General features: G+C 64.3%; 13 protein-coding genes and 1 riboswitch. Of the genes, 9 read left to right on the forward strand and 4 right to left on the reverse strand.

The genetic code is table 11. The features are described from left to right. Nucleotides 1-8: 8 nt before the first annotated feature. Both JC616_RS09060 and JC616_RS09065 read right to left on the reverse strand, forming a co-directional pair. Complete coding sequence (locus JC616_RS09060) at nt 9-1,187, reverse strand: DUF1501 domain-containing protein (protein ID WP_227107838.1); 1,179 nt, start codon at nt 1,185-1,187, stop codon at nt 9-11. A 13-nt stretch (nt 1,188-1,200) separates the two neighbouring features. Beyond that, on the reverse strand, nt 1,201-2,700 hold the full coding sequence (locus JC616_RS09065; protein ID WP_227108575.1) for a DUF1800 domain-containing protein: 1,500 nt from the start codon (nt 2,698-2,700) through the stop codon (nt 1,201-1,203). 149 nt (nt 2,701-2,849) lie between these two features. Next, a riboswitch (TPP riboswitch) is annotated at nt 2,850-2,944 on the forward strand. A 45-nt stretch (nt 2,945-2,989) separates the two neighbouring features. Here JC616_RS09065 and JC616_RS09070 point away from each other — a divergent pair. From JC616_RS09070 to JC616_RS09085, 4 genes are read left to right on the forward strand one after another with little or no spacing between them, the layout of a single operon-like run. Then, a complete protein-coding gene (locus tag JC616_RS09070; protein WP_227107840.1) occupies nt 2,990-4,006 on the forward strand; it encodes a thiamine ABC transporter substrate-binding protein in 1,017 nt (338 codons plus the stop codon). Next, a complete protein-coding gene (locus tag JC616_RS09075; protein ID WP_227107842.1) occupies nt 4,003-4,551 on the forward strand; it encodes a GNAT family N-acetyltransferase in 549 nt (182 codons plus the stop codon). Before JC616_RS09070 ends, JC616_RS09075 begins: the two co-directional genes overlap by 4 nt. Beyond that, the gene (locus JC616_RS09080; RefSeq protein ID WP_107799683.1) at nt 4,551-6,104 is read left to right on the forward strand and encodes an ABC transporter permease; all 1,554 of its coding nucleotides are present in this window, start codon (nt 4,551-4,553) and stop codon (nt 6,102-6,104) included. The genes JC616_RS09075 and JC616_RS09080 overlap by 1 nt, the downstream gene beginning before the upstream one ends. Further along, nucleotides 6,097-7,053: an ABC transporter ATP-binding protein gene (locus JC616_RS09085; protein WP_227107844.1), complete on the forward strand. Its 957-nt coding sequence runs from the start codon at nt 6,097-6,099 to the stop codon at nt 7,051-7,053. Before JC616_RS09080 ends, JC616_RS09085 begins: the two co-directional genes overlap by 8 nt. Here the strand turns inward: JC616_RS09085 and motA are convergent. Together motA and JC616_RS09095 are read right to left on the reverse strand one after the other, a co-directional pair. Beyond that, the gene (gene motA / locus JC616_RS09090) at nt 7,037-7,897 is read right to left on the reverse strand and encodes a flagellar motor stator protein MotA (protein WP_107799681.1); all 861 of its coding nucleotides are present in this window, start codon (nt 7,895-7,897) and stop codon (nt 7,037-7,039) included. The genes JC616_RS09085 and motA overlap by 17 nt on opposite strands. A gap of 216 nt (nt 7,898-8,113) precedes the next feature. Next, nucleotides 8,114-8,455: a hypothetical protein gene (locus JC616_RS09095; RefSeq protein ID WP_227107846.1), complete on the reverse strand. Its 342-nt coding sequence runs from the start codon at nt 8,453-8,455 to the stop codon at nt 8,114-8,116. 263 nt (nt 8,456-8,718) lie between these two features. Here JC616_RS09095 and JC616_RS09100 point away from each other — a divergent pair, with 263 nt between their 5' ends. The 5 genes from JC616_RS09100 to JC616_RS09120 all read left to right on the forward strand — a co-directional run bounded on the left by JC616_RS09100 (nt 8,719) and on the right by JC616_RS09120 (nt 14,893). Continuing rightward, entirely contained in the window at nt 8,719-9,651 is a 933-nt protein-coding gene (locus JC616_RS09100) for an N-acetylmuramoyl-L-alanine amidase (RefSeq protein ID WP_227107848.1), read from the forward strand. A 521-nt stretch (nt 9,652-10,172) separates the two neighbouring features. Then, a complete protein-coding gene (locus tag JC616_RS09105) occupies nt 10,173-10,523 on the forward strand; it encodes a hypothetical protein (protein WP_146176655.1) in 351 nt (116 codons plus the stop codon). A 356-nt stretch (nt 10,524-10,879) separates the two neighbouring features. Further along, nucleotides 10,880-11,407: a fimbrial protein gene (locus JC616_RS09110; protein ID WP_107799677.1), complete on the forward strand. Its 528-nt coding sequence runs from the start codon at nt 10,880-10,882 to the stop codon at nt 11,405-11,407. A gap of 311 nt (nt 11,408-11,718) precedes the next feature. Beyond that, the gene (locus JC616_RS09115) at nt 11,719-14,142 is read left to right on the forward strand and encodes a fimbria/pilus outer membrane usher protein (RefSeq protein ID WP_227107850.1); all 2,424 of its coding nucleotides are present in this window, start codon (nt 11,719-11,721) and stop codon (nt 14,140-14,142) included. Nucleotides 14,143-14,158: 16 nt separating this feature from the next. Next, nucleotides 14,159-14,893: a fimbrial biogenesis chaperone gene (locus tag JC616_RS09120; RefSeq protein WP_227107851.1), complete on the forward strand. Its 735-nt coding sequence runs from the start codon at nt 14,159-14,161 to the stop codon at nt 14,891-14,893. Nucleotides 14,894-14,901 lie beyond the last annotated feature (8 nt).

Genomic DNA, 14,901 nt, shown 5'->3' on the forward strand with positions numbered 1-14,901 from the left:
GGCTTTTTTCATGCCTTCAGAATGGGCAGGGGGGCGAAGCGGCCGCCCAGCACATTGTGGGCGTCCTTGCCCCACCAGCTCTGGATGGCGGTGGCGTAGACCTGGCGGAAGTCGATGGCGCAAGGCAGGTTGCCGTCGTCGACGCCGGCCAATTGCGGGCTTTGCCCATACAGGCCGCCGCGCACGCGCCCGCCGGCGGCGAAATGGACGTTGGCGGTGCCGTGGTCGGTGCCGCGGTTGCCGTTTTCGCGCGGGCGGCGGCCGAATTCGGCGTAGCTGAGCACCAGGGTGTCGTCCCAGCGCCCCTGCTGTTGCAATTGCGTGCGCAATAGCGCGATGCCGTCGGCCAGCTCTCCCAGCAGCCGCGCCTGGGTGGGCGGCTGGTTGCCGTGGGTGTCGAAGCCGGTGAGCGTGATGCGGGCCACGGCGATGGATACGCCGCGGGACAGGGTGTCGGTCAGGGTCGCGACGGCCTGGGCGAAGGCTCCGGCCGGCCGGGGCGCGGCCATCGGCGAATCCGCCGCGGCCACGGGTTTGGCGGCTTGGCTCAGTTCGGCGGCGGCCTGGCGGATGTCGCCCTCCACCTTGAGAATGTGGCCCAGCGCGCCGCTGCCGGCATGGCCTTGGTCCGCGGCCAGTTTGGCCTGGCGCGCGAAGTCTTGCGGATTGCTCAGCACCACCGCGCGGGCGCCGCCGTCCAGCGGGCCCAACGCCTGGCTGGACAACACCACGCCGTCGGCGGCGAATCCGCGCGGCGTCGGCTGCTCGCGGAACAATCGGGTCAACCAGCCCTCGCTCAGGTATTGCTGGCTATTGGACGCGGTTTCCCAAATCTCGATGGAACGGAAGTGGGACAGATTGGGATCGGGATAACCCACCCCCTGCAAGACCGCCAGCTCCTGCTGCTGCCATAGCGGGCGCAGGCCGGTCATGGCCGGGTGCAGGCCCAGGCGTTCGTCCAGCGGCAGCACTTGGTTGCGGGGAATCGCGATGCCGGGGCGCAGCCGGTAATAGTCGGCGCTGGCGTAGGGCACCACGGTGTTGAGGCCGTCGTTGCCGCCCTTGAGTTCGATCAGCACCAACAGGCGTTGATAGCCGGCCGGCGCCAGCGCCCAGCTCAGATTGGGCAGTATGGACACCATCAGGCCGCCGGCCATGGCTTTGAGAAATTGTCGTCGCTGGAACATGGCTGGGTTTCCGTCAGTGAACTTGATAAACCGGGTCCAGCAGCAGCGGGGCGATGGCTTGCGCGCCGCTGCCGGATTCGGGCAGGGGATTGGCCGGCGGCAAGGCCAGCAAGAGTTTGGCGGCGTCCTGAGCGCTGCGGATTTGGTAGATGGCGCTCCATTCATCCGGCTGCAGCCTGATGGAACGCAGGCCGGCGGCCGCCAGCCGGTTGATGCGCGCCTCGCGTCCCTTCATTTCGTCCATGCCGCCGTCCGGCAGCGCAAAGGCGTTGCGCGCAGGCGCGGCGTCGCGGGCGATGCGGTCCAGGAACTGTTTGCGGCTGAGCAAGGTGGCGCTGTTGATCCAGGCCTCGCCGCCCGGCCAGCCTTTGACGTTGGGCGGCGCGAACACGTCCTGGCCCAACTGACGGTTGAGCCCGGCCAGCGCGCGCCAGTCCGGCGGGTTCAGGTCGAAGGTGACCAGGGTGCCTATGGTCAGCTCCAGCGGCGATTTCACCAACTGGCCCTGGCTGCTCCAGAACTGCGGGCTTAGCAGCAGCGCGCGCAGCAAGGGCTTGATTTCGTAGCGGCTGTTGCGGAAGCCGGCGGCCAGCCGCTTGACGGCGGCCGGATCCGGCTTGGGCGAGACGAAGGCCTTCCACAGCTTGGCGGCGATGAACTCGGCGGTGGCCGGCTGTCGCAGCAGCAGGTCCAAGACATCGTCGCCGTTGAAGTCGCCCCGCTGGCCGAAGACGAGCTTGTCGCCGTCGTCGTGCAAGCGCGGGCGGTTGACGAAGCGCTCGTCGCGATCCAGTCCCCAGCCGGTGAAGGCGCGCGCGGCTTCACGGATGTCCTGTTCGCTGTAATGGCCTTCGCCCAGGGTGAACAGCTCCATCACCTCGCGCGCGAAGTTCTCGTTCGGCTGGCCCTTGCGGTTATTGGCGGTGTCCAGATAGCGCATCATCGCCGGATCGCGGGCGACGGCGTGCAGCATGGCGCCGAAGTTGCCCAGCGCGTACTGGCGCAGCAAGACGTTTTGCCGATACATCAGTTGGGGCGAGCGCACCTTGTCCAGCGCGGAGACGAAGTGGTTGTGCCAGAACAGGGTCATTTTTTCGCTGAGCGGCGACGAGGTGTAGCGCATCTCGTTCAGCCACCAGCCGCGCAATTCCACCGCGTGCTCGGCGCGCAGCTTTTGCAGCGCCTTTTTCGCCTCTTCGTCTAAATTGGGCTGCCCCGGCCGCTCGAAGGCTTCGTCGACCCAGGACGGCGGCGGCGTGGCGGCGTTGGCCTGGCTATTGGCCAGCAGCCGATCCACCGCGGCTTCGCGGCTCAGCGGCGCGTACACGGCGATTTGCGCCGGGTTGGCACCGAAGCCGGTGCGGGACAGCAAATGACGCGCGCCGGCGACGCCGATGCCGGCCTGGGCCAGCGGGGGCAGGCTGAGCGCGGCCAGCAGGAGCCCCAGCGCGGTTTTTGCGGTGAAGCGGATGGCCTCTGCCGCTCTAGTCGGCGGCCGGCCAAGGGTGGGCATGGGGTTCAAGCATGGTCTCCAAACGCGCCCGGAGCGGGCGTAAGCATGCATTCAGCTTAGAAGGCGCTTGTCATCGGCGTGTTAAGGCGCGGGTCCACTCTGTTAAGGATTGTTGGCTGCCAGCCGGCGGCCGCTGCGGTATACTGGCGCGCTGTCACCAGGGGTGCCCGCGACGCGGGCTGAGAAAATACCCTGCAACCTGATCTGGGTCATGCCAGCGGAGGGAGCGTGATGCGCGGGCCAGGGCCCGCATTCCGCTTGCTCCGGACTATCGTGTACGGAGATATCCATGAAGCGCTTTTCCTCTTTGATAGCCGTTGCGCTGGCGGTGTCCAGCCTGGCCGCGTCGGCGGCCGAGCTGCGCGTGCTGTCGCACAGTTCTTTCACCGTGTCCAAGCCCTTGCTGGCCGAGTTCGAAAAGCAGAACGGCGCCAAGGTCTCCATCATCAAGGCCGGGGACGCCGGCGAGATGCTGAACAAGCTGATTCTGACCAAGGCCAATCCCATCGCCGACGTGGTGTTCGGCATCGACAACAGCCTGATCGGCAAGGCGCAGCAGGCCGGCGTGCTGGCTCCGGTGCCGGCGGCGCTGGCCCAGGGCGGCAAGGCCGCCTTGCCCGGCGCGGTGAGCATAGACTACGGCTACGTCACCCTCAATTACGACAAGGCCTGGTTCGCTCAGCGCCAGCTGGTGCTGCCCAAGACGCTGGAGGATTTGAGCAAGCCGGCCTACAAGAACCTGCTGGTGGTGCAAAATCCGGCCACGTCCAGCCCGGGCCTGGCTTTCATGTTGTCCACCATCGCCGCCATGGGCGAGGATAAGGCCTTCGCCTTCTGGGGCCGTTTGCGCGACAACGGGCTGAAGGTCAGCAAGGGTTGGAGCGAATCCTACTACACCGATTTCTCCAAGAACGGCGGCAGCCGTCCGCTGGTGGTCAGCTACGCGACCAGTCCGGCCGCCGAGGTGTTCTACAGCAAACAGAAACTGAACGACGCGCCCACCGGCAATCTGCCCTTGAAAGGCGGCGTGTTCCGCCAGGTGGAGGGCGCGGCCCTGGTCAAGGGCGGCAAGGAGGCGGCGCTGGGCGAGAAATTCATCGCCTTCCTGCGCTCCGAAGCGGTGCAGAAGGACGTGACCACCACCATGTGGATGTATCCGGTGATGGACAAGGTGAGTTTGGACCCGGTCTATCGTTTCGCGGAGCAGCCGGCCGCGCACGACACGCCGGACAGCAAGGCGATCGCCGAGCGCTCCCGCCAATGGGTGGCGCGCTGGACCCGAGTGGTGTTGAAGGGCGGGCAATGATTCCGGACATCGAAACGCCGCGGCTGTTGCTGCGCCATCTGGACCCGCAGACGCTGTGGCTGTGCCTGGCCGGTCAGCCGGAAACGGCGGCCGAGCTGCTGGGCGCGCCGCTGGCGGCGGAATGGTTGGACGAGCAGGACTTGATGAGCATGCGGCTGGACGACATCGAGCGCCAGCCCGACTACGCGCCCTGGTCGGTGCGCGCCTTGCTGCGCCGCGACGATCTGACGATGGTCGGCCACGTCAACTTCCACTCCTTGCCCGGCCATCCTTATTTGGGCGGCTACGGCGACGTGGAATTGGGTTACACGATTTACCCGGCTTATCGCCGCCAGGGCTATGCCCGAGAAGCGGTGCTGGCGATGGGGGCTTGGGCGGCCCTGGCCGGCGCGCCGCGGCTGGTGCTGTCCATCGCGCCGGACAATCTGCCTTCGCAATGTTTGGCCGCGGATCTGGGCTTCGTCAAGGCGGGGCAAAGCGAGGATGAAGACGGGGTGGAGGATGTGTTGACCGCCCGCTGGCCGTTGAAGGGAACGCCGTTTTGATGTTGAGCCGTCGGAGCCGCCTGTTGCTGGCGGCGCCTCCCTTGCTGTTTTTGCTGGCGATGTCTATTTCGCCGTTGGCGCGGTTGTTGAAGGAGGGCGGCGAGCCGCTGTCCTTCGGTTTGCTGAGCGATTCCTATCTGCGCTGGCGCATGATGTGGTCGCTGCTGCAGGGTGCGGCGACCTGCGCGCTGGCCTTGCTGCTCGGCGTGCCGGCGGCGTGGGCGCTGGCTCGCTTCCGCTTCGCCGGGCGCGGCCTGGCGCTGCGCCTGCTGATGCTGCCCTTCGTGATGCCCACCCTGGTCGCCGGCGTCGGCGTGTTGGCGCTGTTCGGCCCTCAGGGTTTGAGCGGGCTGAACCTGCAGGATTCGCCCTGGCTGCTGCTGTACGGCAATCTGTTCTTCAATCTGCCGTTGGTGATCCGCGCGGCCGCCGATGGCTTCGCCCAGGTGCCGGCCAGCCGGCTGGCCGCGGCCCGCAGCCTGGGCGCCGGGCGTTGGCGCGCGTTCTGGCGCGTGGAATGGCCGGCGGCGCTGCCCTGGCTGTTGCCCAATCTATGCTTGGTCTTCCTCTACTGTTTCTCCGGCTTCGGCCTGGCGCTGTTGCTGGGCGGCCAGCGTTACGCCACGGTGGAAGTCGAGATTTACACGCTGGTGGCGTATGAGCTGAATCTGGCCGACGCCGGCGCGCTGGCCTTGCTGAGCCTGCTGGTGGCCGGCGGCGTCGCCGCGGTCTACGCCTGGCTGGAGGCGCGTTTGGGCGTGCCGGCGCGCTGTGAGCCGCTGCTCCCCGCGCCCGCGCGGACCTGGACGGACCGCGCCTGGCTGACGGCGGCCCTCGCCATTCTGTTGATCTTCGCCGGCTTGCCCTTGCTGGCGGTGCTGTGGAAAGCGCTGTCCGCGCTCGACGGCCTGGCCGGACTGTGGGACGAGGAATTGCGGCTGGCCTTGTTCAACTCGGCGCGTTTCACCTTGCTGACCGTATTGCTGTCCGGCCTGCTGGGCCTGTGCCACGCGCTGGCCGCCGGGCGCTGGCTGTGGTTGCGGGCCCTGGCCTTTCTGCCTTTCGTGGTGTCGCCGGTCTGCGTGGCGTTTGGCTTGCTGCTGCTCTATCCGAGCTGGAGCGCGGATTTGGCCATGCTGTTGGCAGCCTACGTCTTGCTGGCCTATCCCTTCGTCGCCAAAGCCGCCGGCGCGGCGCTGGACGGCATGCCGGAACATCTGGCGCAGGCGGCGCGCTCCCTGGGGGCCTCGCCCTGGCGGCTGTTCCGACGGGTGATCTGGCCCTTGTTGCAGCCGGCGCTGCGGCGCGGGCTGGCCTTCGCCGCCGCCACCGCGGTGGGGGAGTTCGCGGTGACCTTATTCCTGTCACGGCCGGAGTGGTTGACCCTGACCACCTTGATTTATCAGAAGCTGGGCCGGCCGGGCCAGGCCAACGCGGATGCGGCGATGCTGTTGTCCGGCCTGCTGATGGTGTTGGCGACGCTGGCTTTCGCCGTGATTGAAAGCGGCGCGGCCAGACCGGGAGAACCGGGAAAAGGAGACGGGCGTGCTTGAGCTCATAGGAATTGAAAAGCGCTTCGGCGCGCGGGTGGCGGCGGACGGTGTGTCGCTGGAGGTGGCCGCCGGGGAGACCCTGGCTCTGCTGGGACCGTCCGGCTGCGGCAAGAGCAGCTTGCTCAAAATCATCGCCGGCCTGCTGCCGCTGGACGGCGGCGCGGTTCGTTTCAACGGCGAGGACATCAGCCGGCTGCCGCCGGAGCGGCGCGGCTTCGCGCTGATGTTCCAGGATTTCGCCTTGTTTCCGCATCTGGACGTGCTTGGCAATGCGATGTTCGGTCTGATCGAACGGGGATCGTCCCGCGCCCAGGCCGCCGCCGCCGCCGCGGCGATGCTGGAGCGTTTGGGTCTGGGCGGTTATCAAAGGCGCAAGGTCTGGACCTTGTCCGGCGGCGAGCAACAGCGGGTGGCGCTGGCGCGCGCGATGGTGACGCGTCCGCGGCTCTTGCTGCTGGACGAGCCGTTCTCCAGCCTGGACGCGCATTTGCGCGGTCAGTTGCAAGGGGAGTTCGCGCAGTTGCTGGCGGAGTCCGGCATACCGGCCATTCTGGTCACGCACGACAGAGAGGAAGCGTTTGCGATGGCGAGCCGCGCCGCGGTGCTGCGCCAGGGGCGCATCGTGCAATGCGAGACGCCGCCGCAGCTGTTGGCCAGGCCGGCGAATGCGTGGCTGGCGCGCTTCATCGGCTATGAAAACGTGCTGGAGCACGCGGTGGTGCCGGGCCACGCGCTGCGGCTGGGGCCGCAGCACCCGCCGGCGCGCATCGAGTCGCTGACCTGGCTGGCGGATGGCGCCCGGGTGGAAGTGGCGGCGCAGGCGGGGCGGCTGAGCCTGAGCCTGTCCGCGCGGGAGGCGGCGAGCCTGGGCGCGGAACTGCGGCTTGGCGGCCAGTTTGGACTGGGGGTGGACGCGTCCGCCCTGATTCCGTTCAGCGCAGGCTCTTGATGCGCTGTTCCATTTCCTCGAACTCCGGGCGTTCGCTGGAAAACAGTACCTTGCGGCCGAACTCGATGGCGCTGGGCGGCGGATAGCCCTGCATGCCGGCCAAGAGCACGGTCTTGATGCATTGCAATTCCTTGCTGTCCTCGTCCAGCTTCTGTTCCAGCAGCGCGCCCAGCGGCGACACCATGCCGTAGGACAGCAGGATGCCGAGGAAGGTGCCCACCAGCGCCGAGCCTATCATGCCGCCCAGCACCGCCGGCGGCGCGCCGACCGAGGCCATGGTGTTGACCACGCCCAGCACGGCGGCGACGATGCCGAAGGCCGGCAAGGCGTCGCCCAGACGCTGGATGGCGGCGATAGGCGCCATGCCCTCCTGGTGGTGGGTTTCCAGTTCCACGTCCATCAGGCTCTCGATTTCGAAGGCGTTCAGATTGCCGCTGACCATGATGCGCAGATAGTCGCGGATGAAGTTAAGCGCATGGTGGTCTTGAGCGATGGCCGGATACTTGCTGAAGACAGGGCTTTGTCCGGGGGCGTCGACATCGGCTTCCAGCGCCATCAGCCCTTCCTTGCGCGCCTTGGCCTGCAGTTCGTACAACAGGCACAGCAAGTCCAGCGCGCGGGCCTTGTTGTGGCGCGAGCCCTTGAGCGCGGCGGGCAGCGCGCGCGCCACCGCTTTCAGATTCTTGGTCTGGTTGGCGACGATGAAGGCGCCCAACGCGCCGCCCAGAATCGCCATCATCTCGGTGGGCATCGCGGAGAGAATGGCGCCGATGGCGCCGCCGTGGATCAGAAAGGCGCCGAAGATCATGCCGATCACGACGAGGTAGCCGATGATTACATTCATATGTGGTAGTCCCAAGCAAAGTCAGACCGATGCCGGCCTGGCGCGTCGCCGCGGCGAACGCGGCGGGTCTGCGAGATAAAGAAGGCGGAAGGCCTGGGGTCGGTTCAAAGTCCGGCCGGCGCGGCGATGGCTGAGCGCGCAAGCGGCGCATGAGCATTTCGACGCGGCGTCAGCCGTGCAAGGCGCCGCGGCGCGCGGCCGGCTTTGAACCGGCTCTCAGACGCGAGGCGGCCGACGCGGCGGATTGGGCGGCGGCGGCGAGGGAAGGGCGGCGATGAAGTCGGGCCAGCCAGGCCTCGCCGCATGCGTCGCCATGGCCGGGCTCATGCCGGGCAGGGTCTGGCATTCTCCGCATCCGCCCAACTCGGCGGCGCAGTGGGCGTGGCCGCCGCTGACCGCTTGCGCCGCGACCGTGCCGTGGCCGAGGGCATAGGATGGACCGGCGCGGCCAAGGGCGCCGTCGGCGTGAACCGCGGCGTTGGCCAAGGGCAAGGCCTGCCAGAGCATGAACAGCAGCAGGGCCAGCCGGGTGATGGATTTGAATGCAGAAAGTCTCAATGCCCGTTTCCCATGAATCGCAGCGCAATCTAAATCAGGATCGGAGGGCTGGCAAGCCTAGATTCAGGCTTGAGCGCCAAGCGACGATATTTCCATGTTAATTAAATGGCATTTATCATGCCAGTATCTTAATTGGAACTATTTATTAGTTTAAAAACTCTACCTTTGCTGCGTGCGCCGGGAAAAGGTCCGCGCGCATGCTTGACTCTAAGGTTGAATGGAAAATGATCAGTAGAAGACGAATTTTGGCTTGGAGCGGGGCCTTGCCCCTGCTGGCGCCGTTGGCGGCCAGCGTATTGAGTTCCGCTTGCGCCAGCGCGGCCGGGACGGCCAAAAGCTATCGGGTGGACGCCAGTCTGCTGTCCGAAAACCAGGATTCCAGAGTACGCAATCTGGTCTTCCATTACACCGCCGTGCCCAACGGCCTGGCGCTGGAAATGCTCACCCAGGGCCAGCACGGCGCCAGCGCGCACTACCTGGTGCCGGATGCCGCATTGCTGGGCATGTCCAACAAGGTGTACCAATTGGTGCCGGAGGAGCGCAGAGCCTGGCATGCCGGGCGCAGTTACTGGCAAGGGGACCGGCTGATCAACTCCAGCTCCATCGGCATCGAGATCGTGAACCTGGGCTATCCGTCTCCGGAAGAGGACGAACTGCCCTTGATGCGGCGGCAGTGGTTCGACTTCGATGAGGCGCAGGTCTCGGTGGTGGCGCAACTGGCGGCGGACATCATCGCGCGGCATCAGATTCCGCCGCACAAGGTGGTGGGGCATTCCGACGTGTCGCCGGGACGCAAGGTGGACCCGGGGCCGAAGTTCCCCTGGGAGCGTTTGTACCGCGACTACAATATCGGCGCCTGGCCGGAACGCGAGGCGGTCGAGTTCTACCTGCGCCGGGCGCCTTATCGCGGCGACGTGCGGGATCTGCAGAAACGCTTGCTGGATTACGGCTACGAGGCGCCGCAAACCGGCGTGCTGGACAAAGAGAGCCAGGACGTGGTGGCGGCCTTTCAGATGCATTTCCGGCCTGCGCGCTACGACGGCGCGCCGGATGCCGAGACTTCCGCGATCCTGGACGCCTTGCTGGAAAAATACTTCGACCGGCCGCGTCCGGGACGGACGCCGGGCTCGAAACCGGCCGCTGCGCCGAAGAAGGACAATGGAAAGGGCAGCGATACCTGGCCGCTGACGCCTTAGAACCTGTTCAATGTCTGCTGCGCTTCGTGAGGCGTGGCGCAGTGAGTACCGCTTCGGCCTGCTCATGCGCCACGGCTACATTCCTCTCTTCTCTTAGCCGTTTTCGTCTTGTTTCGCCCTTGCTCGCGGGGCATAGAACAGATGCTTATCAGGTTTCATCCTCGCCGGCGCTCAGGCCGGCGGAGCCAAGGGACGGCTAGCCGTCCCTTTTTTGTCGCCGTCCGTCGGGCGGCCGGCCATGCCGGCCAAGGAGGGTGGGCGGCCGCGCTTAGTTTGTGCCATAACGATAATCAGACGGCGTCATTTAGAGTTATTAAGCACTTTCTGCATAAACAAGCATTTATTAGTAAGAAACACTTATTTCTAAAACAAAATAATTTGTAATAAAAACTATCAAATAGCCCTTTCAATTTAAATGCCACTTGTACTAGAATGCAATTGAACTGGTTGAGCTTATAAAAAAAGCCGAAACCTAAAAGTGATTGCTTACTAATTGCGGGATTTGGAAAGGAAGGTCGAAAATGAAACGTCTGCACGCACTTGGACTGGCAGCCCTGCTTTCCGCTCTTTCTACCGCAGCAATGGCTCAAGGCGGCCAAGTCCATTTCTACGGCGCCATCGTTGAAGGCGGCTGCAGCGCCCAAACTCACGAAGTGGCCAGCGCCGACGCGGCCCGCGCCAAGCCGGCTCTCGAACTCAATCAATGCGCCAGCCCGGCCAAGCTGACGCTGGATAGCGAAGCCGCCGCCCAGCAAGGCAAGATCGCCAGCCTGAACGTGCGCAAAGGCGAGAACCAGTTCAGCAGCCGTGATTTGCTGCGGAGCGCCACCGCCCGGGCCGGCGCGGTGAATCTGGTGGTCAATTACTTCTGATCGCAGTCCAAATCTGCTCAATAAATCAGCAAAAAACCCATTCAGCATTGACTGAGTGGGTTTTCTTTATTTGAAGTGTTGTTTTATTGCAAATATCGCTCAATCCTTAACAAACCCCTGAAATAAAACAAATATTCAAGATTGATTCATCAAATCGTTTAAAGTCGACGAGGCGTGTTTTTGCATAGATTTTAAAGAAAAAATTTAATATGAAACAAAAAAATCTACGCAATGGTTCCGCTTGATACTATGCGTCTGCGTTCCAGTACTGCAGGTCAGCACTGGCGGATGGTCCGCGACGCGGCATGCGAGGCTGCTGTGCGGTTTGAGAATGATTACCCTAGTCGGAGTCAAGAATGAAAAAATTTGTATTTGCTGGTTCCCTGATGGCTGTTGCCGCTTCCTCCATTTTCGCCGCCGCCGGCACCCTGGATGTTAAGGGCGAAATCGTTACCGCAGCTTGCGGCCTGGATTCCAAGAGCGTGAACCTGGAAGTGGGTCTGGGCAAAGTGCCGACCCATGTGTTCAAGAAAGTGGGCGACCGTTCGGCTCCGACCCCGTTCCAAATGACCCTGACCGACTGCACCACCACCACGCTGAAGACCGTGGCTGTGATGTTCTCCGGCACTGCTGGCTCCAACAACGAACTGATGGCTCTGAAGAGCGGCGGCGCCAAAGGCGTGGGCGTTCGTCTGGTGAACACCAACAACGGCGACCAGATCAAGCTGAACCAGTACGGCACCGCCCTGAACCTGGTTGACGGCAACAACACCCTGAACTTCAGCGCTGCATACGAAGCCGACGGCGCCAAAGCCGGCGACGCCGTAACCGTGACCCCGGGTCAAGCGGATGCCTTCGCCGTATTCGATCTGCAGTACAAGTAATCCGCAGTTCGATTCAATAACGGAACCAAGCAAGGTTCCGGCTCCTGTTTCCTTGTGCCCTGAAGGTCTCATCGCTTAGGCGATGGTCTGGCCTGGTTTGTCCGCTGTCAGCAATGAGTAGTCTGCAAACCAGGGCATGAGGATAGTCATCTGCAAGCATTCCCCCAAGGCATACCCCTGCGCCTGACAAGCGGCGCGGCTTCGTCATTGCCTGACGGGACAGATTCAAGGCCGGCGCGCTTCGACGCGACGGCGTGTTTTGGGCCAGGCTGCCGCAGGCGGCGCGCACTTAAATCGGGATATCGGCAGGCATGAACAAGCATCGCATTTACATTGTGGCAGTGGCGCTGACGCTGGGCCCTTGCATTGCGCATGCGGTGGAGTTCAACGACGCCTTTTTGCAGCTGGACCCGAGCAGCAGCGTGAGCCTGGAGCAGTTCGAGCAGGCCGGTTATATCGTGCCGGGCCGCTATATCGCCGATGTGTATCTGAACCAGCGTTTTTTGCAGCAGCTGGAGCTGGATTTCCGCCCGGAAGGCGCGGATCAGACCGTGCGCCCGTGTTTGCCGCCGGATTTGATTCGCCAGCTGGGCCTGCGCTCCGGCATTGTCTGGCCGCAGAACGAGCAGTGCGTCGATTTGTCGGCGGTCAGCGCCGCCAAAGTGCGCTACAGCAAGAGCAACGCGCGCCTGGACATCTCGGTGCCGCAGGCGGAACTGGCGTATCGCGATGAAGACTACGCGCCGCCGGAGACCTGGAACGACGGCGTGCCGGCCGCGATGCTGGATTACCGCGTATTCTATCAGCGCACCGACAACGGTCTTGGCGCCAGCAGCAGCAAGACCACCAGTTACGGCGTGGCCGGCGCCAACGCCGGCCCCTGGAGGCTGCGCTCCAATTACCAGTACGACGACAGCGCGACTAACCGCAGCCGTCTGAGCTGGAACAATACCCAGGTGTATCGCGATCTGCGCGGCATGCAAGCGCGTCTGACCCTGGGCGAAGTCTTCAAGACTTCCGAGATTTTCGACGCCTTCTCCATGCGCGGCGCCACGCTGAACAGCGACGACCGCATGATCCCGCAAAGCCTGCGCGGCTACGCGCCGCAGGTCAACGGCGTGGCCAAGACCAACGCCAAGGTGACCATCCGCAATCAAGGGCGGGTGCTGTACACCACCAATGTGCCGCCGGGCCCGTTTTCCATCCGCGATCTGAACAGCAGCACGCAAGGGCAGCTGGATGTGACCGTGGAGGAGGCGGACGGCAGCCAGCAGACCTTCACCGTCAATACCGCCTCGGTGCCCTTCCTGACGCGCAACGGCATGTGGCGTTACAAGGCGGCCATCGGCCAGGCGGATCAGAACGGCAGCGCATCGCACCCGAACGTGGCCAGCGCCGAGGCGTCCTACGGCCTGACGCAGACCTTGTCGCTGTACAGCGGCTTCATCGCGTCCGCCGACTACCGTTCGCTGGCGATGGGCTTCGCCAAGGATCTCGGCAACTGGGGCGCTTTGTCCGCCGACGTGACCCAGGCCAACGCCCAATTGCGCGGCGGCCTGAACATGGCCGGCCGTTCTTACCGTTTCAACTACGCCAAGAAGTTTGAAAGCCTGGACGCGGACATCCGTCTGTTCGGCTACCGCTTCTCGGACCGCAACTTCCGTTCCTTCGGCCAATTCCTCAGCGATCTGGACGGCCAGAACTATATCAGCGACAAACAGCGGGTGGGCATGACCGCCAGCAAGACCTTTGGCCAGACCAATGTGTTTCTGTCGGCTGAAAAGTCCACTTATTGGAACGCCACCGCCACCCAGCGCGTGGATCTGTCGCTGAGCCGCGACGTCAATATCGGTTCCTTGCGCAACGTCAGCCTCAATCTGTCGGTGCAGAACCTGCGCGACCAGACCGGCAGCAGCAACCGCGTCTACCTGGGTTTGAGCATGCCGCTGGAGAACAACCGCCGCATCGGCTACGACGTGCAGGGCAGCGCCGGCAACACCAATCACACCGTCCGTTACTCGGACAGCAGCAACCCCAACCACAGCTACAACGTGGCGATGAGCGCGGACACCCGTTCCGGCAAGCCCTTGGTGTCCGGCGACTATCATTACACCGGCCGCGTCATGCAGGCCGATGTCTCGGCCAGCAAGCAGCAGGGCGGTTACAGCAGCCTGTCCGCGGGCTTGGGCAGCTCGCTGGTGTTGCACGCCGGGGGCCTGACCATGGGCAATAGCTACGGCGGCGAAACCCGCATGCTGGTGGACACCGACGGCGTGGCCGGCGTGCCGGTCTACGGCGTGTCGGCGCAGACCGACCGCAACGGCTACGCGATGCTGAGCAGCGTGGCGCCGTATTACAGCCAGGACGTGCGCCTGGACGACGACAATATGCCGGATTCGGTGGAGGCCAGTTCCGCGGTGCGCCGCGTGGTGTTGACCGAAGGCGCGGTGGGGCGCACCGAGTTCCCGGTCAAGGTTGGACGCAAGGCCTTGCTGACGGTGCGGCTGCCGGATGGCAAAATGCCGCCTTTGGGCGCCACCGTCAGCGACGTGGCCGGCAAGCGCGACGTCGGCATGGTGGGCGACGGCGGTCTGACCTTCGTCACCGGCTTGAGCCCGACGCCCAAGCTGGAAATCTCCTGGGGCAAGACGCGTTGCCGCGTGGACCCGCTGCCGGCCGATTACGAGCTGAGCCAGGGCAGTCGCGACATGGTGTGCGCGCCTCTCGCAGAATAAAGAATAAGGAATCGATATGAAAACGTTTCATCGCGCACTGGGGCTGGCGGGCGTGCTGGCCGCGCTGACCGCGCCGCTGGCGGCTCAGGCCAACATCCTGCTGGACCGCACCCGGATGATTTATCTGGAGCAGGACAAGAACGTCAGCATGGTGCTGAGCAACAAGAACCCGGAGCAACCTTATCTGGTTCAATCCTGGCTCAGCGACGGCGAGGGCAAGCGCCTGGCTTCCCCCTTCCTGGTGCTGCCGCCGCTGCAACGCATCGAGGCCGGCGAGAAGGGCGTGGTGCGCTTGAGCCGCATTCCCGACCCCAGCCTGCCGTCCGATCGGGAGTCGCTGTTTTATCTGAACGTGCAGGAAGTCCCGCCCAAGAGCGATAAGGACAATGTGCTGCAACTGGCGATCAAGTCGCGCATCAAAGTGTTCTACCGTCCCAAGGAAGCGCAATTGCCGCGCGGCGAAAACCCGGCCAACAAGCTGCAGCTGAGCTTCGACGCCGCCGCCGGCAAGCTGGTGTTCAAGAACCCCAGCCCCTATCACCTGACCCTGGTGGGCTTGGAACTGCCGGGCGACAAGAAGCCGCGCGATATGGACGGCCTGATGGTGCCGCCCAAGGGCGAGGCCCGTTTTGCGCTGAAGGCGCTGCCGGCCAGTCTGAAGCTGAGCAATATCAATGATTTCGGCGCTCAGGACACCTTTACCTTCGTTTGCGCGGACGGCCAGTGCCAGTACCGCGAAGACAAGAAATAATTCCGCAG

Origin of the sequence: Chromobacterium rhizoryzae (genome assembly GCF_020544465.1) — a bacterium.
Classification (GTDB): domain Bacteria; phylum Pseudomonadota; class Gammaproteobacteria; order Burkholderiales; family Chromobacteriaceae; genus Chromobacterium.

What these genes read in the sequence shown, in the direction of transcription:
- JC616_RS09110 (WP_107799677.1), top strand. Translation starts at nt 10,880, where the DNA reads ATGAAAAAATTTGTATTTGCTGGTTCCCTGATGGCTGTTGCCGCTTCC.
- JC616_RS09070 (WP_227107840.1), top strand. Translation starts at nt 2,990, where the DNA reads ATGAAGCGCTTTTCCTCTTTGATAGCCGTTGCGCTGGCGGTGTCCAGC.
- JC616_RS09115 (WP_227107850.1), top strand. Translation starts at nt 11,719, where the DNA reads ATGAACAAGCATCGCATTTACATTGTGGCAGTGGCGCTGACGCTGGGC.
- motA (WP_107799681.1), bottom strand. Translation starts at nt 7,897, where the DNA reads ATGAATGTAATCATCGGCTACCTCGTCGTGATCGGCATGATCTTCGGC.
- JC616_RS09080 (WP_107799683.1), top strand. Translation starts at nt 4,551, where the DNA reads ATGTTGAGCCGTCGGAGCCGCCTGTTGCTGGCGGCGCCTCCCTTGCTG.
- JC616_RS09065 (WP_227108575.1), bottom strand. Translation starts at nt 2,700, where the DNA reads ATGCCCACCCTTGGCCGGCCGCCGACTAGAGCGGCAGAGGCCATCCGC.
- JC616_RS09075 (WP_227107842.1), top strand. Translation starts at nt 4,003, where the DNA reads ATGATTCCGGACATCGAAACGCCGCGGCTGTTGCTGCGCCATCTGGAC.
- JC616_RS09105 (WP_146176655.1), top strand. Translation starts at nt 10,173, where the DNA reads ATGAAACGTCTGCACGCACTTGGACTGGCAGCCCTGCTTTCCGCTCTT.
- JC616_RS09120 (WP_227107851.1), top strand. Translation starts at nt 14,159, where the DNA reads ATGAAAACGTTTCATCGCGCACTGGGGCTGGCGGGCGTGCTGGCCGCG.
- JC616_RS09060 (WP_227107838.1), bottom strand. Translation starts at nt 1,187, where the DNA reads ATGTTCCAGCGACGACAATTTCTCAAAGCCATGGCCGGCGGCCTGATG.